A 25646-nucleotide genomic window follows, 5' to 3' on the forward strand; every position below is an offset into this window, starting at 1 on the left:
CCCGGCCCGCAGACGGGCCCGCGCAAGGTCTTGGCGAAGCGGGCGCCGCGGGCTACCGTCCCGCACGACGGGCAACGGCGCGCGCCGGAGAAACGGGAGGGTCGGCGTGCGGATGGAGGCCGTCCGTGACCCGTCCCCTTCCCGCATCCTCGTCCGCACCCTCGTCCGCATCCGCATCCGCTCCCCCGCCCGCGTCCCCGCCCGGCAGCTTCCGCGGCGTGCTCGCCCTCGGTGGCGCCGCCGTGCTCCTCCTCGCGTTCCTCGCCCGGCTCCCGGCCGCGCTGTGCCCCATCGGAACGCTCCTGCTCATCAACGAACGCGACGGCATCGGCGACGCCGGCGCCGTGGCCGCCGCCCTGTGGACCGGCCAGGCCCTCGGCGGCCCCGTCATCGGCCGCCTCGCCGACCGGCGCGGCCACCGCCCCGTCCTGCTCGTGGCCTGCGCGGCCAACGCCCTGGTCCTCGCGGCGCTGATCGCGGCCGTCCTCGACGGTCTGCCCCTGCTGCCGCGGATGCTCCTCGCCGTCCTGGCCGGGCTCACCGTCCCGCAGGTCGGCCCCCTGGCCAGGGCCCGTTGGGCGCGGCTGGCCGGACCGGACAAGAAGCTGCTCGGGTCCGCCCTCTCCTTCGACACCGCCCTGGACGAGGTGGGGTTCATGGTCGGGCCCGCGCTGGCCGGGATCCTCGCCGTGACGGTGCACCCCGCGTCGGCGCTGGTGCTCGCGGCCGCGCTGATCCTGGTGTCCGGAACCCTGTTCGCGCTGCATCCGACCGCCCCCGGTCCCGCCGCCCCGGCCGTACCCCTGAAGGGCGTACCCCCGAAGGCCGGTCCCCGCGCCCCCGTACGGCTGCGCTCACCCGGGCTGCTCCTGCTGTGCGCGCTGGCCGTGCTGCAGGGGGCCGCCTGGAGCGGGGCCAACACCGGGGTCAACGCGCTCGCCGAGTCCCTGGGCGAGCCGGGCGCCGCCGGCCTGGTGTGGGCCGCCATGGCCGTGACCAGCTCGGTCGCCGGATTCGTGACGGTGGCCCGGCCCGGTTCGGCGGACCTGACGGTACGTCTGCGCCGGACGGCCGCGGCTCAGGCGGTGCTGACGCTCGGGCTGCTGGCCGTGGCGGGGCTCCCCGGCGCATCGCTCGCCCTCGCGGGCATCGGCCTGGCCGTGGCCCCGCACCTGATCGCGCTGTTCGGGCTGGTGGAACGGGCCGGGCCGGCCGAGCGGATGGGCGAGGCCATGACCGTGACCGGCAGCGGGCTGATCCTCGGTCAGGCGGCGGCCGCGGCCGCGGCGGGGCCGCTGGCGGCGGCCTACGGGTACCGGGCGGCCTTCGCCGTGGCCTGCGCCGCCGCCGTGACCTCCGGTGTCCTGGCGGCGGTCGCCGCGGGGCGGGTCGGCTTCGGCGCCGGCCCGCAGCCGGACACCCCCGCCTGCCCTCCTACGCCGGAGCCGGACCCCACGACGGAGCCGGACCCCTCGACAGCACCAGCCGCCCCTACGACGGAGACGACGCCATCGCCGCCAGCCCCTTCGCCAGGTCCTCCGCGTTCATGACGGGACCGACCTCGACCTCGGCGTTGAACTGGAGGAAGAGGTCCTCCACCAGCGGCGGCAGGTCCGAGCTGTCCTGGAGGTCGAAGACGATCCAGCAGGAGCGCACGCCCTCGTGCAGCCCGAAGTAGGCGGCCTCGGGCTTCACCTTGCCCATCAGGGTCTTCATCGCCTCGGGCAGGGCGCCCGTCTTGATGGCCTCGTTGCTGGCAGCCGTGTCCATGTGCGCCCTGAGCATGACTCTCATGCGTGGCTCCTTCCGTCCCCCTCACCCTCGGTTCGGGCCGGGGGCGCGGCAACATCTGCGCCCCCGTCCGGGCACGGCGGCCCGCCCGGCCCTCAGGCGCCCTGGACGTGGAAGTTGAAGTCGGTGTGACCGAGCGCGCCCATCAGCCGGAGCCACATCGGCAGCAGCATCTCGCTCCCCCGGGCCGTCTCGATGCCGCCGAGGTCGAGGATGCCCGCCTGCGGCCAGCCGAAGGAGTGCAGCAGGGCCCGTACCGCCGTCTTCGCGTCCGTGTCCTCGCCCGACAGGAACACGTGGTGCGCGCCCGGGACCCGGGCCGGGTCGACCATGATCCGGCAGTTCATCGTGTTCAGCGTCTTGACGACGCGCAGCTGCGGGAAGGAGCGCTGGATCAGCTCGCCCAGGCTGTCGCCGTCCACCGGGTCCAGGGTGGGCGGGAACCCCCGCGAGAAGTCGAGCGGGTTCGCGACGTCGATCAGCACCTTGTCCGCCAGGTGCGCCGGGTCCGCCTCCGCCAGCGCGGCGAGGCCCGCCTGCCCGCCGGTGGCGTTGACGAGGGTCCCGCCCTGCTCCGCGGCCTCCCGGAAGGTCAGCAGCCGCACCTGCGGCCGCCCCGCCCGCCATTCGCCGTACTCGGCGCGGCCGAGGGTGACGGCGGGGTCCCGGGTGCCGATGACCACCTCGTGGCCGAGCGAGCCGAGCCGGGCGGCCAGGGTGCGGCCGACGACCCCGGTGCCGAGGACTGCGTAGCGCATGCCTGCGTTCCCTTCGTGCGTGGCGGGGGACGGCCCGGACGGCGTGGACGGCCTAGCCCAGGAGCCCGATGTCGTGGAAGAACTGGTAGCGGGTGGGGTCGTCCGGCAGGAACCAGTGGAAGCCCTCCTCGAGGAAGACCGCGACCAGGTTGACCGCCAGCACCAGTCCCAGGAAGGCCAGGGCGCCGTTGCCCACCGTCCGGTAGGCCCCCGGCCGGATCGCCGGGATGTTGCGGTCCGCCGTCACCTGGGAGGTGGCGAGGACGATGCCGATGACGACCACCGAGGCCTGGAAGAGGATCAGCGCCCACACGTACAGGTGCAGGCCGAACACCTCGCTCCCGTACCCCTTGGCCCCCGGCAGCACGTGCAGCATCGTCTGCCGCCAGGACGCGAAGGAGCCCGCGACGACCGCGACCAGGGACAGGCCCCAGCCCGTCATGTAGTCACGCGTGGGCACGACGCCGTGCACCAGAGCCGTACGGATGACGTACGCCGCGCCCATCGCCGCGAGCAGCATGAACATCCGCTGCACGATGCACAGCGGGCACGGGTACTCCCACCGCACGAACTGGTAGAAGAGGCCCCCGCACACCACCCCCGTCCAGCCGACGGCGAAGAAGCAGGCGAACCAGTACTGGAACCGCCCCAGCAGCCCGCCCTGCGGCGGGGCCTCCGGCAGGAGGCTGTACATCGCGGCCACCGGTCAGTAGCTCAGGGTCAGGGCGAGGCCACCGGTGATGTGGTGCGCCATCAGCAGGACGACGGCGATCAGCATGACCCACCACGCCCCGAGCACGACCGACCGGGACGAGTCCCGGTACATGGCGACGAGCGTGGCGAGGAGCCCGCCGAAGATGAGGGTGTCCATGGCGACGGACCGTACCGACAGGGGGACGAACGGCCTGCTAGGCGCGCCCCCGGGTACGTCGGTTGCCGCGCCGGACCCCGCGCCTGACCCGCGCCGCGCCCGCGCCGCCCCGGCTCCGCCCGTCCAGCCCGATCCAGACCCGGACCTCGGTGCCGCCGAGCACCGAGCGGCCCAGGCGCACGTCCCCGCCCGTGGATTCGGCGACCCGGCGCACGATGTCCAGGCCCAGTCCCGTCGAGCCGTCGCGGCCCCCGTCGTTGCCGCGGCGCAGCGCGGCGTCCGGATCGGCGATGCCGGGGCCCGCGTCGGAGACGAGCACGATGACGGCGTCCGAGGCGTCGTGGACGTCCACCGCGAAGGGGGTGCCCTCGGGGGTGTGCCGGAAGACGTTGCCGAGCATGGCGTCGAGGGCGGCCGCGAGCTCGGGCCGGGCCACGGGGATGCGTACCGTACGGTCCACCCCGGCGAGCCGCACCTCCCGGCCCTCGTCCTCGGCCAGGGCCGACCAGAAGGCCATCCGGTCGCGGATGACTTCCGAGGCGTCGCAGCCCGCGCCCGCTCCGACCAGGCCGGTCGCCGGGCGCTGTTCGCGTGCCGTCCTGATGATCGTGTCGACCTCGCGCTCCAGCTGTTCCACGGCCGCCCGGGTCTGTTCGGCCGCGGGGCCGTCGCCGAGGGAGGCGGTGTTGAGCCGCAGCACCGTCAGCGGGGTGCGCAGCCGGTGCGAGAGGTCGGCGGCCAGCTCCCGCTCGTTGGCGAGGAGTTCCACCACCTGGTCGGCCATCGCGTTGAAGGCGACGGCGGCCGAGCGGAGTTCCTTCGGCCCGTCCTCCGGCACCCGCGCCCCGAGCCGTCCCTCGCCGAGCTGGTGGGCGGCGTCGGCGAGCCGTTCGGCGGGACGCACCAGCCGGGCGCCGAGCCGGTCGGCGACCCCCACCGAGCCGACGATCAGGGCCAGTCCGACGCCCGCGAGCACCATCCAGGCGGTCGCGACGCCGTTGCTGACCTCGCTCTCCGGTACGAAGATCTCCACCACCGCGATGTCCCCGGAGCCCAGGGCGGTCGGCTGGAGCAGCGCCGAGCCGCCGCCCGGTACCGAGGTGGTCGTGGCGCGCCCGATCCGCCGGGTCTCGGCCACGGCGCGCTCCCCCGCCCGGCCCTCGCCGATGTCGGCGGGCGGGCTGTCGCCGATCGCGGGCAGGTGCACGGCCATCCGCCCGGCGGCGCCCATCTGCGTGGACTCCACCGCCTTGCGCAGCTGCACGGGGTCGGTGGTGATCGACAGGGTCGGCCCGATGGTGGCGGCCTGCCGCTCGGCGTTGGAGAAGGCCCGGTCGCTGGCCATCTCCTGGACGACGAGCCCGAGCGGTACGGCGAAGGCCACGACGACCATGGCCGTGACCGCGAGGCACACCTTGACCAGCGCCCACCTCACAGCGGCGGCTCCAGCTTGACTCCGACACCCCGCAGCGTGTGCAGGTAGCGGGGCCGGGCGGCGGTCTCGCCGAGCTTGCGGCGCAGCCAGGACAGGTGCACGTCGATGGTCTGGTCGTCCCCGTACGACTGCTGCCAGACCTCGGCGAGCAGTTCTCGGCGGGCCACGACGACCCCGGGCCGCCCGGCGAGGAAGGCCAGCAGGTCGAACTCGCGCCGGGTGAGGTCCAGGGCCGTCCCGTCGAGCTGGGCCTGGCGGCGCAGCGGGTCGATGGCGAGCCCGCCGACGTGCAGGACCCGCGAGGGCGGCTCGGCCGCCGCCGCCTGGGAGCGGCGCAGCACGGCGGCCATCCGGGCGGAGAGGTGCTCCACGGAGAAGGGCTTGGTCAGGTAGTCGTCGGCGCCGTCGTTGAGCAGCCGGACGATCTCCGCCTCGTCGTCGCGCGCGGTGGCGATGATCACGGGTACGTCGGTGATGCCGCGCAGCATCTTCAGCGCTTCCGACCCGTCGAGGTCGGGCAGCCCGAGGTCGAGGATGACCACGTCGAAGCGGTGGTGGGCGACTTCGCGCAGGGCCTCCAGGGCGGTGCCGACGCTGCGCACGGTGTGCGAGGCCTCGGTCAGGTGCCGGATGAGGGCGGAACGTACGAACTGGTCGTCCTCGACCACGAGCACACTTGCCATGGCCCGCACGGTAGCCCATTCGGGGGACCACCCGGGGTGTCGGGACACTCTTGTGGCGGGTGGTGCAGTATGTGCCCTGATGCGACGAGGACTTGTACATGCCGGGGCGTGGATGCTGGCGACCGGGGCGGCGGTGACGCTGTCCTGGTGGGGCGTCCACACCGTCATGTCGGGCACGGCCTACGATCCGCCGCTCGCCGTGCCGCTGGCCACGCAGCCCCTGTCCTCCTCGACGCACGAGGCGCAGGCCTCCCCTCCGGCGGCCTCCGCCTCGCCTTCGCCCTCCCCGTCCGCCTCGCCCTCCGCGTCCCCGAGTACGGCCTCCTCCGCCCCGCCGTCGGGCGGTTCCGCTTCCTCCGGGTCCCCGGGGAAGGGTCCGTCCGGGCAGCGCCCGTACCGGGAGCCGGACGAGGACGGCTCGGGGCAGGTGAAGGCCTATCCGGTCTCGGGCGGCCGGGTCGTCTTCGACCTGGGGACGTCCTCGGCCGAACTGGTCTCCGCGACCCCGTCGGCCGGCTGGCGGATGCAGGTGTGGAAGCAGGACTACTGGATCCGGGTGACCTTCACCCGCGACGGGCGCGAGGTCTCCGTCTTCTGCACCTGGCACGACCACGCGCCGTCCGTGGAGATCGTCGACCCCTGACGGGTCGGCCGGCCGGCCGGCCGACCGGCTGCCCGACCGCCCGGCGGCCCTACTGGAAGACCGAGGGCGGCGGCTGCGGCGAGGCGACCGCCGCGGCGTCCGCGACCGGGGCCGCGCCGCCCGCGAAGTCGGCCAGCGCCCGGCCGTGCTCGACCCGGCCGGGGTGCGGATCGCTCGCCACCCGGCGGGTGAACTCCGCGACGGGCAGTTCCCGGTCGGCGGCCACCAGGACGGCGTTGCCGAAGCGCTTGCCCCGCCACACCACCGGGTCCGCGGCCAGCGCCAGCTCCGTGAACCGGGACGCGGCGGTCGCGATCTGGGCCCGCAGGTGGGCCAGCGGCGGGCCGTCCGCCAGGTTGGCCACGTACCAGCCGGTGGGCGCCAGCGCCCGGCGCACCTCGTCGAGGAACTCGGTGCTCGTCAGGTGGGCGGGGGTGCGGGCGCCGCTGAACACGTCCGCGATGACCAGGTCCGCCCAGCCGTCGGGCACCTTGGCCAGGCCCGCCCGCGCGTCCACCGCCCGGACCCGGACCCGGGCCTGCGGATCCAGCGGCAGGTGTTCCCGTACGAAGGCCACCAGCGGGGCGTCGATCTCCACGACCTGCTGGGTGGAGCGGGGGCGGGACGCGGCCGTGTACCGGGCGAGGGTGAAGGCCCCGCCGCCCAGGTGCAGCACGTTCAGGGGCTGCCGGGCGGGCGCGGCGAGGTCGATCAGGTGGCCGATCCGGCGCTGGTAGGAGAAGTCCAGGTACCCCGGATCGTCCAGGTCCACATGCGACTGCGGAGCCCCGTCGATCAGCAGGGTCCAGGCGCCCGGACGCTCGCGGTCGGGCGCGAGCTCGGCCCGTCCGCCGTCCACCTGTCCGACGACCGCCTCCGCGCCGCCGCGCCCGCGCTGCTTGCCCTTGCCTCTGTCCTTGCTCGCCACGCACCCATTGTCGCCGGTCAGCGGCAGTTGTCCGCGGCCTCGATCAGCCGGGCCGCCTCGCCGAGGGCCGCGCGCAGGACCTGGGGGTCGGTGACCGCGGCGACGGCTTCCGGGGGGAGCAGCCAGCCGGTGCCGGCCGGGGTGGGGGCGGCCGGCTCGCCGAAGCGCATCCCGCGCCCGTCGGTCTGCGTACAGGCGCTGCCCGGCAGGTCCCAGGCGTCGGCGGTGCCGGGCGGTACGAGGAAGCCGAGGGTGTCGCCTGAGCCGTCGTGCAGGACGGGGCCGACCCCGCCGGCCTGACGGGCGGCGCGGCGGATGATGTCGACGGCCTCCAGGCCCTGCCGGGTGGGCACGGTCACCAGGTCCGGCTCGCCGACGGGGGTCGCGCCGGGCTGGGGCGCGGTGTTCGTTCCAGTGCTCTCCATGCCGGCCTCCATCAAGGGAACCCCTCCTCGATCCGCGTACGAGCCGGGAGCGGTCAGTCGCCTCCCACTCCGCACGGGTTCAACGCGCAGAAACGTCAACAGGTGCGGCGCCAAGACGCTGCAAAGGATGGCAGTTCATGGCGGATCGCGGGTGAGATATCCGTTTTGTAGCCAAACATCGCATGAACGCCCCCTCGCTGGCGGTACGTTCATGCGCGCCGGGCTCCAGCTCGAACAGGTCACAGCACCGGCGGTGTGTTCCTTGCCAGAGAGGTCACGTCCATGGCGGCGTCCCCCCACTCACCCAACTCCACGTTCCGGCGGATGCGCGGTCAGCACTCCCCGGCCGAGTTCGCGGCCCTGGTGCGCAGGGCGGCCAAGGAGATCGGCGAAACGGTTTCCTGCGACGCCCGGTACATCGGCCGGGTCGAGTCCGGCGAGATCCGCTGCCCCAACTACGCCTACGAGCGGGTCTTCCTCCACATGTTCCCCGGCCGCACCCTCGCCGACCTGGGATTCTCCCCGCGCGAGGCCGTCCGCGGACGCTCGGCGCAGCGCGCCCCCCTCACCGTCCTCACCCACCGTTCGGGTACCGGCTCCGGTACCGGCACCAGCTTCAAGGAGAGCGACGTGCTGCGTCGCGCGTTCATGGCGGGTGGCTCCGCGACCGTGGCGGCCGCGACGCTCGGCCTCACCCTGCTCGGCGACACCCGCCGGCTGCCCTCCCGCGCCGGCGAGTCCGAGGCCGCCGCCGTCGAGGACGCCGTACGCCAGATCCGGCTGCTGGACGACCGGCACGGGGCCGACGCCCTCTACCGCAAGGCCTCCGGGCCGCTGCGCACCGCCTACGCGCTGCTCGACGCGGGGGCCAAGCGCCAGTCCACCGAGGACCGGCTGCACGCGGGCGCCGGTGAACTGGCCGTCTCCGTCGGCTGGCTGGCCCACGACTCCGGCCGCTTCGACGACGCCCGCTCGCACTACGCCGAGGCGCTGGCGACGGCCCGGGTGTCGGGCGACGCGGGCCTGGAGGCGCACGCCTTCAGCAACATGGCGTTCCTCGCCCGGGACTGCGGCCGCTCCCGGGAGGCCGTACGGGCGGCCCAGGCGGGCCGCCGCGCCGCCCGCTCCGTCGGTTCCCCGCGGCTGCTGTCGCTGCTCTCGCTCCGCGAGGCGGGCGGCTGGGCGGGCCTGGGCGACCGCAAGGCCTGCGAGGAGGCGCTGGCCCGCGCCCACACCGACTTCGCCCGGGGCGGGGCGGGCACGGACCCCGAGTGGATGTCCTTCTTCGGCGAGGCCGAACTGGAGTCCCTGGAGGCCCGGTGCTGGTCCACGCTCGGGGAGCACGCCCGCGCGGCCCGGCACGCCCGCCGGGCGGCGGACCTCCAGGATCCGCACTTCGCCCGGAACGTGGCCCTCTACACCGCCGAGCTGGCCGGTGACCTGGCCCGCGCGGGCGCCCCCGAGGAGGCGGCCTGGGCGGGAGGCCGGGTGCTCGACCTGCTGACCGAGGTCCAGTCGACCCGCATCCGGTCCATGCTCTCGGACACCGCCCGCGTCCTGGTCCCGCACCAGCGCTCCCCGCGCGTGGACGCCTTCCTGACCCGGCACGCCGCGGTCTGACCCCCCGGGCTCCCTCCGGGGGCGGCGCGGAGGGCCTGAATTCGCCTTGCGGCCGGAAGGCGGTCCGTCCTTAATGAGGCTTCGCTCCGACACGGTTCCATCTCAGGGGGAAGCATGGACACGACCGGGCCACAGCCACCACCGCAGCCGCCGCCACCGCCGCCCACGGGCCCGCCCGCCCCTCAGGGCCCGCCGGGGCGGCCCCCGGCCGCCTCCCCGGGCGGGCCCCTCGATCTGACCGTCACCAAGAGACTGCTGTGGGTGGGAGGCGCGGTCTACCCGCTCCAGAACGTCGCCCGGGTGTACACGTTCGTCCTCCACCCCCGGCGCAAGGAGGCCGTGCTGCGCTTCCTACGGCGGTCGGCCCTCATCGTCCTGGTGGCTATGGGGTTCACACTGTTCGGCGCCATCGCCAGCTTCCTCTCCCGGGAACAGGAGACCTTCGGCGGCTTCATCAGGTTCATCTGGCTCGTCAGCGTGGGCGCGCTGATCTACTTCCTGGTCGAGATGTCCATCGTGCTGTCCTCCTCCTCGCACTTCGTCATGGCCGTCGAGTCGAACGGCGAGTCGACCGCGCTGGTCACGGGCCACCCCGACCACCTCAACCTGCTCGTCCAGCAGATCGCGTACGCGATAGAGAACCCGGACACGGAGCTGCGCGTCCGCGTGGAGAGGCTGACGATCAGCAACCCCAGCAACTACTACTTCGGAGACACGGTGAACATGTACGGCGGCTCGGGCAACACGGGGGTTTCGAGGTCATGAGCGGGAACAACTACTACCGCGACGTCGTCAACATGCACGGCGGTACGGGGAACACCGGCATCGCCCACCACGCGGGGGCGCCCGCCGGCCCCCAGCCGTCCGCCGCCGTGACGCAGGCCGTCGCCGAGCTGGCCGCCCTGTTGCGGGAGCTGCACGCGCAGGTGCCCCCGGCGACCGCGCAGTGCATCGACGAAGCCCTCCCTGCCATCACGGCCGAGGAGGAGGCCGCCCCCGGGCAGCGGCACGGCGCGCTGATGACCGTCGCGGGCATCGCCGCGACGGCCGGCGCGATCGGCCAGCCCGTCCTCGACGCCGTCCGCGCCCTGCTCGAACTGCTGGGCGCGTAGGGCGTCGACGTTCCGGGTCCCGCCGGGCGCAGGGCCTGATCCGAAAGGCAGGCCCTACGCGTCCAGGTGCCCCGTGTCGTTCCAGCGCTCCAGCGCGGGCGCCCCGTACGCCCACCCGAGCACCGACAGCGAGGTCGGCTCCAGGCGGATGCGCGCCCCGAAGGAGGCCTCGAAGCCGAGCCAGCGGGCGGCCAGGGTGCGCAGGATGTGGCCGTGCGCGAAGACGAGGACGTCGCGCTCCGCGGAGCGGGCCCAGGCGACCACCTCGTCCGCGCGGGCCGCGACATCGGCGACCGACTCGCCGCCGGGGACCCCGTCGCGCCAGATCAGCCAGCCCGGGCGGACCGCCTGGATCTCCGCCGGGGTCATGCCCTCGTAGTCGCCGTAGTCCCACTCCATCAGCGCGTCCCACGGCTCCGCCTGCACGCCGAAACCGGCCAGGTCACAGCTCTCGCTCGCCCGGACCAGGGGGCTGGTGCGGACCTCCACGCCGGGCAGGCCCCGCCAGGGGTCGCGGGCCAGCCGCTCGCCGAGCAGCTTCGCGCCCCGCTTGCCCTCCTCCAGCAGGGGCACGTCCGTGCGTCCGGTGTGCTTGCCGAGCTGGGACCACGCCGTCTGGCCGTGGCGGGCCAGCAGGATGCGGGGGGCCATAAGTGTTTTCTCCCGGTCCAGATGGATGTGTACGAAATTGCGCACTTTGGCGCGATTCCGTCGTCCATCCATCATCCATCACATGAACGCCCGCCACCGCACCCGCTACGAGCAGCCGGTTTCCGCGGTAAGTCCACGATTGTCAGTGGCGGATGGGACACTTCCGCGGGTGAGCTCCTACCCGCCCAGCGGCCCTCCCCGGCACACCGCGCAGCCGACCCCGCAGCCCACGACGCTGCGCCAGCGGCTCGCCGGTCTCCGGGGCCCCGCCGTGCAGCCCCGCCCGCTCGACGCCCGGGCGCTGGCGGCCCTCGCCGCCAACCCCGGCTGCAGCAGACGCGCCCTGCTCGACGGCGCCGGCGTGGACAAGACGGTGCTCGCCTCCGCCCTCGGCTCACCCGCCTCCTTCGGCCAGTCGCAGTTCGCGATCGTCCGCGGCATCTCCTTCGAGGCCAAGGTCAAGGGCGACGGCGGCGCCGCGCTCCTGCACCTGGTCCACGAGCACCTCGGCTCCGCGGCCACGCCGCCCGGGCCGGACGCCCGCGTCCCCGACCTCACCGCCGCCGGCCCCGAGGGCCGGGCCGCCCGCACCGCGCTGGCCCTGCGCGAGGCCACCGCCGCCGGACGGACCGAGGGCGCCTGGTCCCTCCTCGACCACCCGATGCTGGCCCTGGAGGTGGCGGGCTCCCCCGTCTACCTGGAGCCCGACGCCGTCGTCGTGCACCCCGACGGCCGCTGGACCGTCGTGGAGATCAAGTCCTTCCCCATGATCGACGGCGCCGCCGACCCCGCGAAGGTGGGCGCCGCCGCCCGCCAGGCCGCCGTCTACGTCCTCGCCCTGGAGAAGACCGCCGCGAAGCTGGACGGAGCCGAGGTCGGACAGTCGGTCCTGCTGGTCTGCCCCAAGGACTTCTCCAACCTGCCCGCCGCCGCGCCCGTCGACGTCCGCCGGGAACGCGCCGTGACCCTGCGCCAGCTGGAGCGCCTCACCCGGGTCGAGGAGCTCGCCGCGGCCCTGCCCGAGGGGCTCAGCTTCGACCCGTCGCGGCCCGCCGAGGAGCTCACCGAAGCCGTCTCCGCGGTGGACGCCGCCTACGCCCCCGAATGCCTGGCCGCCTGCGAACTGGCCTTCCACTGCCGGGCCGCCGCCCGCGCCTCGGACCAGGTCACCGCACTGGGCCGGTCCGTACGGGGCGAACTGGGCGCGCTGACCACCGTCGGCCAGGCCCTCGCCGCGGCCGACGGACCCGCGGCCCCCGCCGGTGACCCCACCGCCGAGGCCCTGCGGCACGCCGCCCGGCTGCGTGCCGAAGCGCTGCAACTCGCCACGGAGGCCGCCTCGTGCCCCTGCTGAACACCCTGGCCCGGCTGGAGGCCGTCCGGGCGGGCCTCGCCCAGGCGCTGGCGACCGTACGCCACCGGCACCTGAGCGCGCGCCCGCTGGTCCTCGTACCGCTGACGACCGCGGGCGAGGCCGGGGCCCCGCTGGGCGCACTGGTCGGCACCGACCCGGCCGCGCCGAAGCTGCTGGTCGTGGCACAGCCGCGCGACCGCGACCTGCGCTGGGCGTTCCTGGCCGCCCTCGCGGACGAGGTCCTGCCGTACGTGGACGCGTACGCGGACGAGGTCGAGCTCGTGGAGCGCAACGAGACCGACCCGGACACGGGCAAGAAGTCCAAGGTCGAGGCGGAGCTGTGCCTGGACGCGCCGCAGCTGGTCGTGCCGAGCCGGGCGGGCATCGAGTACCTGCGGCTGCTGGGGCGCTCCATGCGCTTCCGGCGCACCGCCGAGGAGGACCCGGAGAATCCCTACCCGGCGCCCGCGCGGGTGCCGCTGCTGGGCCGCTGGCTGACCCACCTCGCCGAGCGCTCCCGGGTGCCCGGCTCGTCCATGCTGCTGTCGGCCACGGACCTGCTGGCGCGGCACTGGGCCACCGGACAGTCCAATCTGGAGGACCAGCACCTCGGCGCGCTGCTCGCCTGGATAGCCCCGCCCGCCGGGGAGTCCGGGGCCGAGGCGGCGCTGCGGGCGGAGCTGGCCCGGGACGCGTCCGGCCAGCTGCTCTGCCCGCCGGCGGGACCGGCCACCGACCCCGCCTTCGACAACCGGCTGCTGGCTCCCGCGATGGCCCGCTACGACGCGGCCCGCTCGGCGCAGCCGCGCGACGAACGGGCCTGCGCACGGGCCGAGGAGGAGGTGCGGGCCCTCGTCGAGACGCAGCTCAGGCCCACCTGGGACGCGGTGTGGCGCTCGCTCGCCCTGCTGGGCGCCCTGCCGCCCGGCGAACGGGCCGAGGAGCGCTGGACCCGCGACCGCTGGTCGTACACGGGCCACCGGGACCGCGTACGCGCGGGCGAACCCCCGCAGCCGCGCCACGACGACGCGGTGACGGCGGCTCAGAAGCTCGCCACCCGGGAGACCGAACAGGTGCGGCTCGACGCCCAGGAGGCGCTGGACGACCCGCTGGTGATGGCGGGCCGCCGGCTCTCGGGCGAGGCCTTCGCGGGCGAGGTGACCGAGGTGGTCATGGAGTGGACGGACTCCAAGCGCCCGAGCCCCCGGCCGCTGGTGACGGTGGCCACCGAGGACCGGCCGCAGCTCGCCGAGGACGGCGGGGCGAAGGTGTTCCGGTCCCTGGACGGCCGCCCGCAGTCCGCGCGGTTCGTCCGCTTCGAGGAGGACGGCGGGATCGTCCTGCGGCTGCTGGACAAGATGGGCCGCGGCCGGGACCCGGAGCCCGGTTCGGTGCCGGAGAAGGGCGACCGGGTGTGCTGGACGCTCTTCGAGCACGACGCGCGCGGCGGCCCCAAGCTCCCGGACCCCGAACGGACCCCGTGGACCCACGGCGGACCGCCCGGATCCGCGGCGGCCCCCACCCTGCTCCAGCCCGACGCCGTGACCGACGAGGACCTGCTGTGACCGCGAGCACCGACTTCGATCCGGGCGCCGCCGCGGCCCGGGCGACGGCCGCCATCCTGCACGACACCCTGCACGGGACCGAGCGGGGCGTGGTCGTCGACTCCCCGCCCGGCGCCGGGAAGTCCACCCTCGTCGTGCGGGCGGCCCGCGAGCTGGCCGCGACCGGACGCCGCCTGATGGTGGTGGCGCAGACCAACGCACAGGTCGACGACCTGGTGCTGCGGCTCGCCGCGAAGGACCCGGGGCTCAAGGTCGGCCGGCTGCACAGCAGCGACGGGGACGCCTACGACCCCGCGCTGCGGGAGCTGCCCTCGGTGACGCTGTCCGCCAAGCCCGGGGACCTCGCGGAGCTCCCGATCACCCTGTCGACCGCGGCGAAGTGGGCCTTCGTCAAGGACGTCGAGCCCTGGGAGCACGCCATCGTCGACGAGGCGTACCAGATGCGCTCCGACGCGCTGCTGGCCGTGGCGGGACTGTTCGACCGGGCGCTGTTCGTGGGCGATCCGGGGCAGCTGGACCCCTTCAGCGTGGTCGGCGCGGAGCAGTGGGCCGGGCTGTCCTACGATCCGTCGGCCTCGGCGGTGTCCACCCTGCTGGCGCACAACCCGCAGCTTCCGCAGCACCGGCTGCCGGTGTCCTGGCGGCTCCCGGCGACGGCCGCGCCGCTGGTCTCGCGCGCCTTCTACCCGTACACGCAGTTCCGCAGCGGTACGGGCCCCGGCGAGCGGCGGCTGTCGTACGGGGTCGCCTCGGACGGTTCGGGGCCCGACCGGGTCCTGGACGAGGCCGCCGAGTCGGGCTGGGGCCTGCTGGAGCTGCCCGCGCGGCACACCCCGCGCACGGACCCGGAGGCGGTGCGGGCGGTGGCCCTGGTGGTCCGCCGCGCCCTGGACCGCGGGGCGGTGACCTCGGACGAGCAGGCCGGTCCCCCGGCCCCGCTGACCGCCGACCGCATCGCCGTGGGCACCGCCCACCGCGACCAGGCGGCGGCGGTCCGCGCGGCCCTGGTGGCGCTCGGGGTCACGGGCGTGACGGTGGACACCGCGAACCGGCTCCAGGGCCGGGAGTACGACCTGACGGTGGTGCTCCACCCCCTGTCGGGCCGCCCGGACGCGACGGCCTTCCACCTGGAGACGGGCCGGCTGTGCGTACTGGCCTCCCGGCACCGGCACGCCTGCGTGGTGGTGGCCCGGGCGGGCATCGCGGAACTCCTGGACGACCACCCCTCGACGGAACCGGTCCAGCTGGGCGTGACGGTCAAATTCCCGGACGGCTGGGAGGCGAACCATTCGGTCCTCGCCCACCTCGCCGAGCACCGGGTGGCCTGGCGGCCCTCGCTCTCCTGATCGACTCGCCCGCCGCTCGGGGCCTCGGCCGCCACCCGCGTCCCAGCGCCCGTACAGACGTTCCAGCTCGTGGCGGTGCACCCGTGTGCGCTCTTGCGCGGCGTTGGACAATGGACGGTGGCCCGGAAGCATTTCGCACGCAGCAGGAGGACAGGCATGGCAGAGCCCGAGCGGACCGAGCGGAGGCTGCGGCCCGCGCCGCTGCTCTTCGAACCCTCGGCGGCCGTCACGGACCCGGAGCACTTCTTCGACCTGGAGTCCATCGACGACCCGCGCGAACTGCTGACCCGGGCCACCGAGCTGACGCTCGCCTTCCGGGCGGCCCAGGACCGGGCGGTGGAGTTCCAGGCCCTGGCCGCGGCCCAGCTCGCGGACCCGCGGCGCTTCGACCGCCTGTCCCCGGCCGCGATCGCCGCCCAGGCGGAGTGGACCGAGGACTACGCCCGCAAGATGATCGAGTTCGGCGAGACCCTCCAGCGCGACGCGGGCCCGGATTCCGCCTAGCCGCTCCGCGGCGGCGCGGGGCTTCCCGGGGGTCCCGCGCCCGGCCGGCGGGCACGGCACGATCCCCGGGCGCAGCGCACTGGCATATGCGGGGCGCAACATACCCCAGCACCACCCGGCGCGTCCCGGTTTTCGGTAACTCCCGGGATGCAGTGCGTCACGGCCGGTAGACCTGGACACATGACGACGCTGACGACGGCTCCCGGCTGCCCCGCACTCGACACCCGCACCGCACCCGCAACCCACGTCACACCGCAGGGCGCAGCCTGGCTCTCCTCCGCCTCCGCCCACCCGCGGAGCACCCTGGCGATCTGGGAGACCCGGCCCTCCTCCCCCGCCGTGCTGCCCTGCGGGACCGTCTTCGACGTCGTCAACGTCCCCCTCGTCGTGGGGCGCCGCGTGCTGGACCTGCTCTGGGCGGAGGGCCCCGGGTCCGGGCCAGTCGCCGTGCACCGCGGCCGGATGCTGCTGTTCGCCGCACCCGGTACCGCCCACCGGCTCCCCGCCCTGCTGCGGTGGGAGGAGTGGGGGGCCTCGCGCACGGCCCCGGCGCCGCTGTGCCACGGCCTGGGCGACGCCGTGACCGTGCCTGCGCTGGCCGGCGCGCCCGGCGCCTCGCGCTGGGTCGTGGCCCCCGACACGCGTCTGCCGTGGCTCCCGGGGCCCGAGGCGCTGCTCTGGGCCTTCGTCCGGGCGGCCCGTACGACGGGGCCCACCGGACCTGCGGATATCGATTTTTCGTTCCGCGCTCCGGCCTGCTAATGTCTACCTCGTCAGCAGGCGCCGCTAGCTCAGTTGGTTAGAGCAGCTGACTCTTAATCAGCGGGTCCGGGGTTCGAGTCCCTGGCGGCGCACAGACGGAAGAAGGCCCCCACGCGAGTGGGGGCCTTCTTCGTGTCCGGGCTGGGGTGGGCCCGACCCGTCAGGTCGTGATCTTCACGGTGTACGCGCCCGACTGGGTCCGGTCGGCCACCTCGATCCTGATCCGCTCGCCCGGCACCGTGTACGTCTCGCCGACCTCCAGGGGTGCGTCCGCCAGCGGCGGGTACACCGAACGGTCCCAGCAGGCCTCGGTCTCCGGGTGCCCGTCCAGGACCTCGATCGGACCGCCGCCGGAGGCCGCCTCGTTGCGCACCCGGTAGACCAGGACCCCCTCGGTGCAGGTGTCCCCGTCGTTGCCCGCGGAGCCCCGCGCCTCGATGGCGATGGCACTGCCGGGGCCCGTACGGACCACCGCGAGCCGGGTCCCGCCCGTGCCGCCCTGCGGCGGAGCCTCGGCGAGCGGCTGGAGGGTGTGCAGCGAGGAGCCCGACTGCACGCAGTCCACCTGGGAGGCGTCCAGCCAGCCCAGCTTCCACTTGTGCCAGGCGAAGAGGTCGGGGGCCATCCCGAACTGGCTGCCCATGACGTCCCAGTCGCCGACGTGGGTGTCCCAGTCGCCCTTGCCGTCCGTCGGCCGGTGGTAGAGGTCGGGCAGGTCGAAGACGTGCCCGGTCTCGTGGGCGAGGACGTTGCGGTCCGGCGGGTGCTGCTCGAAGACGGTCACGATCCGCCGCAGCTCGGTGCCGTCCGCGACGATCGGGCGGTCGAAGTTGACGACCTTCGTGGCATCGGAGTCCACACCGGGCGCGTCCGGGTCGGCCACGAAGTACACGACGTCGTACTTGCCGAAGTCCACCCCCGTGTCGGCGGTGGCGACCGCGTCCCGCAGGTACGCCGCCCGGTCCTCCGGGGCCCAGTCGCGCTGTATCCCGTACGCGCCCGAGGGCTTGGGCATCCGCATCCACTGCTTCTGCGGGTGCGCCGCCAGGCGGAAGCGGCCGTAGGAGGACCGCTCGAAGTAGTCGCTGGTGGCGGGGAAGTAGTCGGCGGTCAGCTCCTCGGGGGTATAGGCGGGCCGGTGGTCGGGGAAGGACAGGAAGACCATGACCGCGTCGAGCGTGCGCTCGGGCCGCGGATAGGCACGGTTCCAGGTGTCCAGCCCGAGGGAGTGGTGCGCGGAGGTGCGGGTCAGTGCACAGGGGTCGACCCTCGAATCGGCCACCGCGGGACCCGCGACGAGCGACATGGCGGCGAGCGCCGTGAGAGAAGTGAGCGCTGCCGCCGTACTTCGCATGCGGGAGCAGTCCACTCCCCCGGGTGTCTCCTGTCGCGGCACATCGACCTCCGGTGGTGGATTCGTACCCTCTCGTCCACCTTGAGGCGATTGTCTTACTAGTGCCCTGTTCCGCTGCCCCACACGAGTGAGCAATAGGGCAAGCCGGTGACCCTCCAACTTCACGCGGTTGCCTACAGAACGTCACGAGCGATCACGTGAGATCAGCAGGGGGCTCTGCATGCTCAGAGCCGCGCAGAAACGATCGCCCGGTGTCATGCCGACGATCCGTCATCACGGCGTCACCCTGGCGCCAACTCGTCAAACGACCGCGCTCCCACCGGCGACGCCGCTGGATAGGGCCTCCCGGCTGCCTCTATGATCGGCACACTTTCCTGCACGGACACTCACGAACACTGCGGGAGCCAACGGTGAGCGGAACCTCAGAAGGAACCGGTTCGGCGGCCGACAGCATCCGATCGGCCATTACGCAGCGTCACGCAGCAGTACCGGCAGCGCCGTCGGCGCCCGCCACCCCGGCGCCACCGCCCCGCGCCGAGAGCGCGCGGAGCGACTACCGGGCCGCGTTCAACGCGGCCCACCTCGCCATGGCCGTCGTCGACCGCGAGGGCTACGTCGTCGTCGCCAACACGGCCCTCGCCGGACTGCTGGGCACCGAGCCGCAGGCGCTCACCCACCAGTGCGCCGCCGACCTGGTCGACCTGGCGTCGGAGGCGCGCACCTGGGCCGCGTACCAGGAGGTGCTGCGCGGCCGGCAGGCCCGGCTGCGCTGCACGCGCCGCCTCAAGCACCCCGACGGGCACTCGCTGTGGACCGAGGTCACCCTCGGCCCCGTGCCGGGCACCGGTGAGGTCCTGCTGTCCGTCGCCGACATCAGCGACCGGCGCGACCTCCAGGCCCGGCTGCGGCACCTCCAGATGCACGACCCGGTGACCCGGCTGCCCAACCGGGCCCTGTTCTTCGAGCGGCTCTCCGCCGCCCTGGAGGCCTCCTCGTACGAATCCGGCGGCGGCACCGGCCGGATCGGGCTCTGCTACCTGGACCTGGACGGGTTCAAGGCCGTCAACGACACCCTCGGCCACCGGGTCGGCGACCGGCTGCTGACGGCCGTCGCGGCCCGGCTGACCCAGTGCGCCGACCAGTCCGGGTACGGGCGCACGGGCGGGCACCTGGTGGCACGGCTCGGCGGCGACGAATTCGCCCTGCTCGTGGAGGACTCCACCGGCACGGAGCAGCTCGCCGAACTGGCCCGCAGCGTCCTGGCCGCCGTCCAGGAGCCCTTCGACCTGGCCGGGCAGCGACTGTCGGTCTCGGCCTCGATCGGGGTGGTGGAGCGGGCGGCCGCCGGGACCTCGGCGACCGGGCTGATGCAGGCCGCGGACACGACCCTGTACTGGGCCAAGGCGGACGGAAAGGCCCGCTGGACCCTCTTCGACCCGGAACGCAACGCCCACCGCATGACGCGCCAGGCCCTGTCCTCCACGCTGCGGCCGGCGGTGGAGCAGGGCGAGTTCGAGCTGGAGTACCAGCCGCTGGTGGACCTGGAGAGCGGAGTGGTGCGCGGGGTGGAGGCCCTGGTCCGCTGGAACCACCCGCAGTTCGGCACGTTGACGCCGAATCGGTTCATCGGGATCGCCGAAGAGGACGGGTCCATCGTCCAGTTGGGGCAGTGGGTCCTGCGGACCGCTTGCAGGCAGGCGCGGCGCTGGCAGATCGAGCAGCCGAGCGACTGCCCCGTCTTCGTCTCCGTGAACGTCGCGGTGCGGCAGGTGTGGGACTCGGACCTGGTGGGCGACGTGGCGGAGATCCTCGCCGAGACGGGCCTCGCGCCGCAGCTGCTCCAGCTGGAGCTCACCGAATCGGCGGTCATGGGCTCGGCGGGCCGCCCGCTCCAGGCCCTCCAGGCGCTCAGCGACATGGGCGTGCGGATCGCCATCGACGACTTCGGCACGGGCTACTCGAACCTGGCCTACCTCAGCCGCCTGCCGGTGTCGGTCCTGAAGCTGGACGGCTCCTTCGTCCGGGGCTTCCGCTACGAGGAGGGCACGCACCCGAACCCGGCGGACGAGACCATCGTCGAAGCCCTGGTCCAGCTGGCGCACCGGCTGGGCCTGACGGTCACCGCGGAGTGCGTCGAGACGGCGGGCCAGGCGGCCCGGCTGCGGCGCGTGGGCTGCGACACGGGCCAGGGCTGGCTGTACTCCCGCGCGGTGGCCCCGGACCGCATCGCGGAGATGATCGGCTCCCGCCCGGGCCTGGGCGGCCCCGAGCAGCCGTGACGGCAGCCCCGCCTGGGGCTGCCGTCTCCGGCGTACGGTCAGAGACTCCGCACGAACGTCGCGAACGCGTGCGGCGCCACGGCGAAGACGGGGCCGTCCGCCTGCTTGGAGTCCCGCACGGCGACGAGGTGGGGCTGGCTGGCCACCTCGACGCACTCGCCACCGTTGGAGCCGCTGTACGAGGACTTCTGCCAGGTGGCACCGCCAAGGGGGGCGCACTCGACGCACTCGCCGCCGGTCCCGCCGCTGTAGCTGGACTTCCGCCACAGCGCGCCCGCCAGGTTGTCAATGGTCCCCATAACGTTCCTCTCGTACGCGGGCGATCAACGCCGCCGATTCCTCCACGGAGAGTGCCGCGGCCTGCAGATGATCGTAGCGATGCGCACAGTCACTCGCCGTCTCAGGATTCGCTGTCACATGTGCCGAACCGTAGCTCTCGGCGTAGACGATGTCCGGGTCCCCCTTGAACCGGAGGACCGTGAACGCCCCAACCGTGGCCGGGTGTTGTCCGGCGCTGAACGGCAGGATCTGGATGCGCAACTCGCGACGGTCCTGGAACTCCAGCAACCGGTTCATTTGAGCCCGCATTATTTCCCTCCCGCCGAAGGGCCGGTGCAGCACCGCCTCGTCCAGGACCACCCAGCCGAGGGGCGGGCACTCCCTGGTCAGGATCCGCTGGCGCTCCATCCTCGCGGCGACCGCCTCTTCGAGCTTCTCACCCCACCCGGCCCGGAGAACCGCCCGGGCGTAGTCCTCCGTCTGGAGCAGGCCGTACACCAACTGCGGCTGGAACGAGGAGATGTGTGTCGCCCTGGCTTCCATCTCGGCAAACGCCTGGAACCAGCTCGGCAACTGGCTCCGTAGCACCAGGCCCACCAGGCGGGAGAACACCCCGCCCGTTCCCAGCGCCGCGTCCACCCGCTCCGAGAAGTCGCGGGTGGGGACCCTCTTGCCGTTCTCGATCATGCCGATCAGGGAGCCAGTGCAGAAGATGATGGATCCCAACTGGGCCTGTTTCAGACCCGCGTCCTCCCTGAGCCTGCGCAGTTCGTAGCTGTAGTAGTCCAACGGCGAGGCGCTGGGATCGATGTCGCGGGTCTGGGCCATGGGGTACCCCCGAGCGATGCGGAGCCGGATTCAACCTGTTGCCGAGCGTAGCGACGCCGCCACGCAGCGGTGGGGGGAATCCGGCAACCATGTGACACACCTCCGCCCCACCCCGGAAGGGGCAGGGCGGAGGCGTCGCTCGGCGCGGGGTGGGGGGAGATCAGCAGGCGCCGAGGTCCTTCCAGACACCCCACTCACCCGTGGTGCCCGGGGTCTCGTTCTGCGTCCACCACTGGGCCTTGTACTTGCGGCCGTTGTGGGAGACCTCGTTGCCGCTGTTGTAGATCGTGCCCGCGACGTACGCCGGGAGCGAGCCGCAGCCGGTCGGGGGCTGCGTGGTCGGCGGGGTCGTGGTGGGCGGGGTGGTCGTCGGAGGCGTGGTGACCGGCGGCTGCGTGGTCCCGCCGAGGGCGTCCGAGATCTGGTTCAGCAGCGTGGTGTTGTTGTCCAGGCCGAGGAGCGAGTACATCATCGCGCCGGCCAGGCCGCGCTGCTTGCCGTAGTCGACCCGGGCCTGGATGGACTTCTGGTTCAGGCCGGTGAAGAACTCGCCGTCCTTGTAGAAGTACGAGGACTTCGACTGGTCGTCCCAGAAGGTGGTCGCCGGGTTGTCGACGATCCCGCCGAGCTCCTTGTAGTGGGCGATGCCCGCCTGCTGGCTGAGCGGCCGGGCGGCGGAGCCACCGGTCGCGGTCTGGGCGAGGCCGTTGGTGGTGCCCGCCGGGACGCCCTTCCAGCCGCGGTAGTAGAACTCGTAGCCCAGGGTCAGCTTGTTGGCGGGGAAGCCGCCCGCGATGCCGTACGCCGGGTTGCCGTCGATCCAGGAGTCGATGGCGTTGTCGATGCTGTACTTCTCGGTGCCCGGCGCGATCGGGTCGGTCGGGTCGGCCGCCGAGGGCTGGAGCGGGGACTGGTGGTACGTCGGCCCGTCGCCGTCCCAGGCGCCGTGCATGTCGTACGTCATGATGTTCGCGTAGTCGAGGTACGCGCCGATCTTGTCCGTCTCGATGTACTTGATCTTGTCCTGGCCGGCCGGGAGGGCCGCGGTCAGGAGGTACTTCTTGCCGCCGTTGGCCGCGCCCTCGGCGTCGAGCTGCTTGCGGAACTCCTGGAGCAGGAGGGTGAAGTTCGCCTTGTCCTCGGGGCCGTAGTGGTTGCCCAGGTGGCCGCCGGAGGAGCCGGGGTACTCCCAGTCGATGTCGATGCCGTCGAAGATGCCCGCCGCGGTGCCGGGGCCGCCGTAGCCGCCTTCCACCGGGAGGTCGCCCTTGATGTACTGCTTGATGCAGGAGGCGACGAGCTTCTTGCGGGAGGCGTCGGTCTTCGCCGCGTCGTGGAAGAACTTGGAGTACGTCCAGCCGCCCAGCGAGATGTTGATCTTCAGGTGGGGGTACTTGGCCTTCAGTTCCTTGAACTGGTTGAAGACGCCCACGATCGGCTGGTCCCACTTGTCGGCGACGCCGTCGACGCTGTCCGCCGCGCTGAAGGACTTCTGGTAGTCGGCGTACGAGTCACCCGCACCGTCACCGGCGTTGGGGTTGTTGTCGTCGCCCGCCGCCTTGTTCGCCTCGAAACAGGTGAGGTCGGTCGGGTGGATATTGCCGAACGAGTAATTGATGACGTCCAGCTTGCCCGCTATTCCGCGGGTGTCGAGGTGCTTGGGATAAAAGGCGTTCCCGTACACGCTCCACTGGTCGTAGTAGGCGATCCGGACGCCGCCGGCCGCGGCGGTCGTACCGGCACCGGCCGCCTGGGCGGTGCCGAGCCCCGCGAAGGACGCCAGCGCTCCGGCTGCCAGCGCGGCCGTGGCGGCGGCTGCGATGAGTGGTTTACGGATGTGCATGAACTGCCTCCGGGGGGTGGGAGGGAGAAGCAAGAGGTTCAGGTGGAGAAAGAGATAGCGATCTCCACTCCCCCGAGTCAATGGTTTGGACCAAAGAAGGACTAGACCACCGAACCGGCAAATCCCCTTGTCAGAGACCTGAGCGCACATCAGAAACCGCCCGCCACCCCGGGTGACGAGCGGTTTAAGGCTCCCTTGAGACACGCTCCCGCAAGGTTTCGGCAACAAACCAGCCGAACTGCGTTCTCCTCCTGTCAAGAGGTCGGAGCAAGATCCTCCGGCATGCCGTACGCATCTGCGACGAGCCCGTACGAGCGCAGCCGGGCCTCGCCGCTGTGGGCGTTGGCGGTCAGCATCAGCTCGTCGGCGCCCGTCCTCTTGGCCAGGGCGTCGAGCCCGGCGCGGACGGCGTCGGGGGTGCCGTGGACGATGTTGGCGAGCCAGCCGTCCACGAACTCCCGCTCCGGCGCGGTGAACGGGTACGCCGCCGCTTCCTCGGGCGTCGGCACCAGCCCGGGCCGCCCGCTGCGCAGCCGCAGCATGGACAGGGCGCCGGTGAGCACCTGGGCGCGGGCCTCCTCCTCGGTGGGGGCGGCGAGCGCGGCGACGCCGATGACGGCGTACGGGGCGTCCAGGACGGCCGAGGGGCGGAAGGACTGCCGGTACAGGTCGAGCGCGGGCAGGGTGCCGGCCGCCGAGAAGTGGTGGGCGTAGGCGAAGGGCAGGCCGAGTTCGCCGGCGAGGCGGGCGCTGAAGCCGGAGGAGCCGAGCAGCCAGACGGGCGGGCGCCCGGCGGGGCCCTGCACCGGGCCGGGTACGGCGTGGACGCGGGCGTACGGGTGCCCGTCGGGGAAGTCGTCGTCGAGGAAGCGGGTGAGCTCCATGAGCTGACGGGGGAACCCGTCCGCGGCCTCGTCCAGGCGCCCGGGCCCGCGCAGCGCGGCGGCGGTGCGGCCGTCGGTGCCCGGGGCCCGGCCGAGCCCGAGGTCGATCCGCCCGGGGGCGAGCGCCTCCAGGGTGCCGAACTGCTCGGCCACGGCCAGCGCGGCGTGGTTGGGCAGCATGACCCCGCCCGAGCCGAGGCGGATCCGCGAGGTGTGCGCGGCGAGGTGGGCCAGGATCACGGCCGGGGAGGAGCTGGCGACCCCGGGCATGGAGTGGTGTTCGGCCACCCAGTGGCGGTGGTAGCCGCGGGACTCGGCGAGCCGGGCGATGGCCACGCTGGTGCGCAGGGAGGCGTGGGCGGTGCTGCCGGCGCCGACCGTGACGAGGTCCAGGACCGAGAGCGGCACCGGCGCCTCTCCCCGGGCGGTGGCGCGGATGCCGTCCCGGCCCTCCTGTCGCTGCGCGTCCCCTCGTTCGGTGGGGTCACTCATCGTCGCTCCCGTCTCGGTTCGGTGTTCGTACGACATCCGTACGAGGTCCGTACGAAGAATTCGAACCGTGAGTGTGCGCCGGGCATTCCCGGCACACCGGGGCAGGGGTCATGACCATGGCATATGCCAGCGGAGTAGATCGAGGCCGAGCGACATGATTGAGCCATCAATCTCCTCAACAGGCGCTCCACATGGGCCTCTTGATGGCTATCGTGGTAGGGCAAGCGGTAACAACCTGCTAGGGGGAAACCGTGGCGCTGAAGCCCGAGCCGACCGCGCCGTTCCACTCGGTGCAGTACGCACTACGCGTACTCGAAACGATCGCGCGGCACACCGGTGGTGTGACCGATGCGCAGATCGCGCGTGAGACCGGCCTGCCCGCAGTCCATCTCGCCCCGATGCTGCTCATGCTGCGCCGGGAGGGGTACGTACTGCAGGTGTCCGATGGCGCCTACGCCATAGGGGATTCCCTCGTGCTGCTCGGCTCCGGTACCGACCGGCAGCAGGCTCTGACGGACAAGCTCCAGGAGACCCTGGACCGGCTCCGCGACTCGGTCGGCGCGGCCGTCTACATCAGCAGGTACGTGGACGGCGAGGTCCGGATCACGCAGTTCGCGGACAGCCCCCGCACCCCGAAGGTCCACGAGTGGGTCGACTTCCGCTCGGCGGCGCACGCCAGCGCGGTCGGCAAGTGCCTGCTCACCCAGCTCGACCTGAACGGACGCCGCGACCACCTCTCCCGCCACAAGATCGCCCGGCTCACGTCGAAAACGATCGTGAACGAGCGGATCCTCTTCTCCAAGCTGGACTCCCAGCCGGCCACCGTGCCCGTGCTGGACCTGCAGGAGTACGCCGTGGGCACGGTCTGCGCGGCCGTCCCGATCACGGCGGGCGCGGCGGTGGGCTGCCTGGCCCTGTCGATGCCGGTCGAGCACGCGCACCGGCTGCGGGCCGCGGCGGACGCGCTGAACCGCAAGGCCGCGCCACTGCTGCTGTCGCTCACCCTCTGACGGGGCCCGCGGCGGGACCGCGGGCCCCTGGGCCCCGGCCCGGACCAGCCCGAACCGGCCCGGAAAACACTTCGGGCGGTTCCCGGTGAACCGGAAACCGCCCGAAGGACAGGTGCGCCGCCAGGGACTCGAACCCCGGACCCGCTGATTAAGAGTCAGCTGCTCTAACCAACTGAGCTAGCGGCGCCTGCTGACAGAGAAAATACTACCTGGTCCTCCGGGGTGCTCA

At 73.2% G+C, this 25646-nt stretch carries 25 protein-coding genes, 2 tRNA genes and 1 pseudogene; 13 read left to right on the forward strand and 15 right to left on the reverse strand.

What is annotated here, in order from left to right; all coding sequences use genetic code 11:
• Nucleotides 1-125: 125 nt before the first annotated feature.
• On the forward strand, nt 126-1550 hold the full coding sequence (locus IO30_RS47770; RefSeq protein WP_078904913.1) for an MFS transporter: 1425 nt from the start codon (nt 126-128) through the stop codon (nt 1548-1550).
• On the opposite strand, the gene IO30_RS0135360 is transcribed toward IO30_RS47770, so the two are convergent.
• The 6 genes from IO30_RS0135360 to IO30_RS0135385 form a co-directional block, all read right to left on the reverse strand.
• Nucleotides 1492-1794, reverse strand: a complete 303-nt coding sequence (locus IO30_RS0135360) for a hypothetical protein (RefSeq protein ID WP_031150030.1) — start codon at nt 1792-1794, stop codon at nt 1492-1494. The two genes, IO30_RS47770 and IO30_RS0135360, sit on opposite strands and share 59 nt — an antisense overlap.
• A gap of 92 nt (nt 1795-1886) precedes the next feature.
• Nucleotides 1887-2549 (reverse strand): NADPH-dependent F420 reductase, encoded by a 663-nt coding sequence (locus IO30_RS0135365; protein WP_031150032.1) that lies wholly within the window; start codon nt 2547-2549, stop codon nt 1887-1889.
• A gap of 52 nt (nt 2550-2601) precedes the next feature.
• Nucleotides 2602-3243 (reverse strand): disulfide bond formation protein B, encoded by a 642-nt coding sequence (locus IO30_RS0135370; protein ID WP_051859821.1) that lies wholly within the window; start codon nt 3241-3243, stop codon nt 2602-2604.
• Nucleotides 3244-3255: 12 nt separating this feature from the next.
• On the reverse strand, nt 3256-3420 hold the full coding sequence (locus tag IO30_RS46210; RefSeq protein ID WP_167347307.1) for a DUF5993 family protein: 165 nt from the start codon (nt 3418-3420) through the stop codon (nt 3256-3258).
• A 37-nt stretch (nt 3421-3457) separates the two neighbouring features.
• Nucleotides 3458-4855, reverse strand: coding sequence for a sensor histidine kinase (locus IO30_RS0135380; protein ID WP_031150036.1), 1398 nt, complete (start codon nt 4853-4855; stop codon nt 3458-3460).
• Nucleotides 4852-5538, reverse strand: a complete 687-nt coding sequence (locus IO30_RS0135385; protein ID WP_031150038.1) for a response regulator transcription factor — start codon at nt 5536-5538, stop codon at nt 4852-4854. Before IO30_RS0135385 ends, IO30_RS0135380 begins: the two co-directional genes overlap by 4 nt.
• 79 nt (nt 5539-5617) lie before the next feature.
• On the opposite strand from IO30_RS0135385, the gene IO30_RS0135390 reads away from it, so the two are divergent.
• Entirely contained in the window at nt 5618-6181 is a 564-nt protein-coding gene (locus tag IO30_RS0135390) for a hypothetical protein (protein WP_031150040.1), read from the forward strand.
• A gap of 49 nt (nt 6182-6230) precedes the next feature.
• Here the strand turns inward: IO30_RS0135390 and IO30_RS0135395 are convergent, their stop codons facing one another.
• Nucleotides 6231-7109, reverse strand: a complete 879-nt coding sequence (locus tag IO30_RS0135395) for a spermidine synthase (RefSeq protein WP_031150042.1) — start codon at nt 7107-7109, stop codon at nt 6231-6233.
• Between the two features lie 17 nt (nt 7110-7126).
• Nucleotides 7127-7534, reverse strand: a complete 408-nt coding sequence (locus IO30_RS0135400) for a hypothetical protein (RefSeq protein ID WP_051859822.1) — start codon at nt 7532-7534, stop codon at nt 7127-7129.
• 282 nt (nt 7535-7816) lie between these two features.
• Between IO30_RS0135400 and IO30_RS0135405 the strand changes: the two genes are divergently transcribed.
• The 3 genes from IO30_RS0135405 to IO30_RS0135415 all read left to right on the forward strand — a co-directional run bounded on the left by IO30_RS0135405 (nt 7817) and on the right by IO30_RS0135415 (nt 10266).
• Nucleotides 7817-9154 (forward strand): NsdA family TPR-like regulatory protein, encoded by a 1338-nt coding sequence (locus IO30_RS0135405; protein ID WP_031150046.1) that lies wholly within the window; start codon nt 7817-7819, stop codon nt 9152-9154.
• A 114-nt stretch (nt 9155-9268) separates the two neighbouring features.
• The gene (locus IO30_RS0135410; RefSeq protein ID WP_031150048.1) at nt 9269-9919 is read left to right on the forward strand and encodes a DUF6232 family protein; all 651 of its coding nucleotides are present in this window, start codon (nt 9269-9271) and stop codon (nt 9917-9919) included.
• Nucleotides 9916-10266, forward strand: a complete 351-nt coding sequence (locus tag IO30_RS0135415; RefSeq protein WP_031150050.1) for a hypothetical protein — start codon at nt 9916-9918, stop codon at nt 10264-10266. Before IO30_RS0135410 ends, IO30_RS0135415 begins: the two co-directional genes overlap by 4 nt.
• A gap of 54 nt (nt 10267-10320) precedes the next feature.
• Here IO30_RS0135415 and IO30_RS0135420 read toward each other — a convergent pair whose 3' ends face one another.
• The gene (locus IO30_RS0135420) at nt 10321-10917 is read right to left on the reverse strand and encodes a histidine phosphatase family protein (RefSeq protein WP_031150052.1); all 597 of its coding nucleotides are present in this window, start codon (nt 10915-10917) and stop codon (nt 10321-10323) included.
• A 169-nt stretch (nt 10918-11086) separates the two neighbouring features.
• Here IO30_RS0135420 and IO30_RS0135425 point away from each other — a divergent pair, with 169 nt between their 5' ends.
• From IO30_RS0135425 to IO30_RS0135450, 6 genes and pseudogenes are all read left to right on the forward strand, one after another.
• The gene (locus tag IO30_RS0135425) at nt 11087-12271 is read left to right on the forward strand and encodes a hypothetical protein (protein ID WP_051902795.1); all 1185 of its coding nucleotides are present in this window, start codon (nt 11087-11089) and stop codon (nt 12269-12271) included.
• A complete protein-coding gene (locus IO30_RS0135430) occupies nt 12259-13836 on the forward strand; it encodes a hypothetical protein (protein WP_031150054.1) in 1578 nt (525 codons plus the stop codon). Before IO30_RS0135425 ends, IO30_RS0135430 begins: the two co-directional genes overlap by 13 nt.
• A complete protein-coding gene (locus tag IO30_RS0135435) occupies nt 13833-15182 on the forward strand; it encodes an AAA domain-containing protein (RefSeq protein ID WP_031150056.1) in 1350 nt (449 codons plus the stop codon). The genes IO30_RS0135430 and IO30_RS0135435 overlap by 4 nt, the downstream gene beginning before the upstream one ends.
• 156 nt (nt 15183-15338) lie before the next feature.
• Nucleotides 15339-15686, forward strand: a complete 348-nt coding sequence (locus IO30_RS0135440) for a hypothetical protein (RefSeq protein ID WP_031150058.1) — start codon at nt 15339-15341, stop codon at nt 15684-15686.
• 180 nt (nt 15687-15866) lie between these two features.
• Nucleotides 15867-16476 (forward strand): annotated as a pseudogene (locus tag IO30_RS41415) (bifunctional DNA primase/polymerase).
• Nucleotides 16467-16540, forward strand: a tRNA-Lys gene (locus tag IO30_RS0135450). Before IO30_RS41415 ends, IO30_RS0135450 begins: the two are co-directional and overlap by 10 nt.
• Nucleotides 16541-16608: 68 nt before the next feature.
• On the opposite strand, the gene IO30_RS0135455 is transcribed toward IO30_RS0135450, so the two are convergent.
• Nucleotides 16609-17844 (reverse strand): M6 family metalloprotease domain-containing protein, encoded by a 1236-nt coding sequence (locus IO30_RS0135455; RefSeq protein WP_031150060.1) that lies wholly within the window; start codon nt 17842-17844, stop codon nt 16609-16611.
• Between the two features lie 368 nt (nt 17845-18212).
• On the opposite strand from IO30_RS0135455, the gene IO30_RS0135460 reads away from it, so the two are divergent.
• The gene (locus IO30_RS0135460) at nt 18213-20081 is read left to right on the forward strand and encodes a putative bifunctional diguanylate cyclase/phosphodiesterase (RefSeq protein WP_051859797.1); all 1869 of its coding nucleotides are present in this window, start codon (nt 18213-18215) and stop codon (nt 20079-20081) included.
• Nucleotides 20082-20119: 38 nt separating this feature from the next.
• On the opposite strand, the gene IO30_RS0135465 is transcribed toward IO30_RS0135460, so the two are convergent.
• The 4 genes from IO30_RS0135465 to IO30_RS0135480 form a co-directional block, all read right to left on the reverse strand.
• A complete protein-coding gene (locus IO30_RS0135465; protein ID WP_031150063.1) occupies nt 20120-20380 on the reverse strand; it encodes a DUF397 domain-containing protein in 261 nt (86 codons plus the stop codon).
• Nucleotides 20367-21188 carry a helix-turn-helix domain-containing protein gene (locus IO30_RS0135470; protein ID WP_031150065.1) on the reverse strand — a complete coding sequence of 274 codons (822 nt, stop codon included), beginning with the start codon at nt 21186-21188 and terminating at the stop codon, nt 20367-20369. Before IO30_RS0135470 ends, IO30_RS0135465 begins: the two co-directional genes overlap by 14 nt.
• A 160-nt stretch (nt 21189-21348) precedes the next feature.
• The gene (locus tag IO30_RS0135475; RefSeq protein ID WP_031150067.1) at nt 21349-23031 is read right to left on the reverse strand and encodes a glycosyl hydrolase family 18 protein; all 1683 of its coding nucleotides are present in this window, start codon (nt 23029-23031) and stop codon (nt 21349-21351) included.
• 254 nt (nt 23032-23285) lie between these two features.
• Nucleotides 23286-24407 (reverse strand): LLM class flavin-dependent oxidoreductase, encoded by a 1122-nt coding sequence (locus IO30_RS0135480; protein ID WP_051902808.1) that lies wholly within the window; start codon nt 24405-24407, stop codon nt 23286-23288.
• 251 nt (nt 24408-24658) lie between these two features.
• Here IO30_RS0135480 and IO30_RS0135485 point away from each other — a divergent pair, with 251 nt between their 5' ends.
• A complete protein-coding gene (locus IO30_RS0135485; protein WP_031150071.1) occupies nt 24659-25417 on the forward strand; it encodes an IclR family transcriptional regulator in 759 nt (252 codons plus the stop codon).
• Between the two features lie 113 nt (nt 25418-25530).
• On the opposite strand, the gene IO30_RS0135490 is transcribed toward IO30_RS0135485, so the two are convergent.
• Nucleotides 25531-25604: transfer RNA gene (locus IO30_RS0135490), tRNA-Lys, on the reverse strand.
• Nucleotides 25605-25646: the final 42 nt, after the last annotated feature.

The sequence above is a fragment of the Streptomyces xanthophaeus genome (genome assembly GCF_000725805.1).
Classification (GTDB): Bacteria; Actinomycetota; Actinomycetes; order Streptomycetales; family Streptomycetaceae; genus Streptomyces; species Streptomyces xanthophaeus.

What these genes read in the sequence shown, in the direction of transcription:
- IO30_RS0135360 (WP_031150030.1), bottom strand. Translation starts at nt 1,794, where the DNA reads ATGAGAGTCATGCTCAGGGCGCACATGGACACGGCTGCCAGCAACGAG.
- IO30_RS0135405 (WP_031150046.1), top strand. Translation starts at nt 7,817, where the DNA reads ATGGCGGCGTCCCCCCACTCACCCAACTCCACGTTCCGGCGGATGCGC.
- IO30_RS0135385 (WP_031150038.1), bottom strand. Translation starts at nt 5,538, where the DNA reads ATGGCAAGTGTGCTCGTGGTCGAGGACGACCAGTTCGTACGTTCCGCC.
- IO30_RS0135400 (WP_051859822.1), bottom strand. Translation starts at nt 7,534, where the DNA reads ATGGAGAGCACTGGAACGAACACCGCGCCCCAGCCCGGCGCGACCCCC.
- IO30_RS0135465 (WP_031150063.1), bottom strand. Translation starts at nt 20,380, where the DNA reads ATGGGGACCATTGACAACCTGGCGGGCGCGCTGTGGCGGAAGTCCAGC.
- IO30_RS0135410 (WP_031150048.1), top strand. Translation starts at nt 9,269, where the DNA reads ATGGACACGACCGGGCCACAGCCACCACCGCAGCCGCCGCCACCGCCG.
- IO30_RS0135480 (WP_051902808.1), bottom strand. Translation starts at nt 24,407, where the DNA reads ATGAGTGACCCCACCGAACGAGGGGACGCGCAGCGACAGGAGGGCCGG.
- IO30_RS0135470 (WP_031150065.1), bottom strand. Translation starts at nt 21,188, where the DNA reads ATGGCCCAGACCCGCGACATCGATCCCAGCGCCTCGCCGTTGGACTAC.
- IO30_RS46210 (WP_167347307.1), bottom strand. Translation starts at nt 3,420, where the DNA reads ATGGACACCCTCATCTTCGGCGGGCTCCTCGCCACGCTCGTCGCCATG.
- IO30_RS0135420 (WP_031150052.1), bottom strand. Translation starts at nt 10,917, where the DNA reads ATGGCCCCCCGCATCCTGCTGGCCCGCCACGGCCAGACGGCGTGGTCC.
- IO30_RS0135475 (WP_031150067.1), bottom strand. Translation starts at nt 23,031, where the DNA reads ATGCACATCCGTAAACCACTCATCGCAGCCGCCGCCACGGCCGCGCTG.
- IO30_RS0135390 (WP_031150040.1), top strand. Translation starts at nt 5,618, where the DNA reads ATGCGACGAGGACTTGTACATGCCGGGGCGTGGATGCTGGCGACCGGG.
- IO30_RS0135415 (WP_031150050.1), top strand. Translation starts at nt 9,916, where the DNA reads ATGAGCGGGAACAACTACTACCGCGACGTCGTCAACATGCACGGCGGT.
- IO30_RS0135370 (WP_051859821.1), bottom strand. Translation starts at nt 3,243, where the DNA reads ATGTACAGCCTCCTGCCGGAGGCCCCGCCGCAGGGCGGGCTGCTGGGG.
- IO30_RS0135440 (WP_031150058.1), top strand. Translation starts at nt 15,339, where the DNA reads ATGGCAGAGCCCGAGCGGACCGAGCGGAGGCTGCGGCCCGCGCCGCTG.
- IO30_RS0135365 (WP_031150032.1), bottom strand. Translation starts at nt 2,549, where the DNA reads ATGCGCTACGCAGTCCTCGGCACCGGGGTCGTCGGCCGCACCCTGGCC.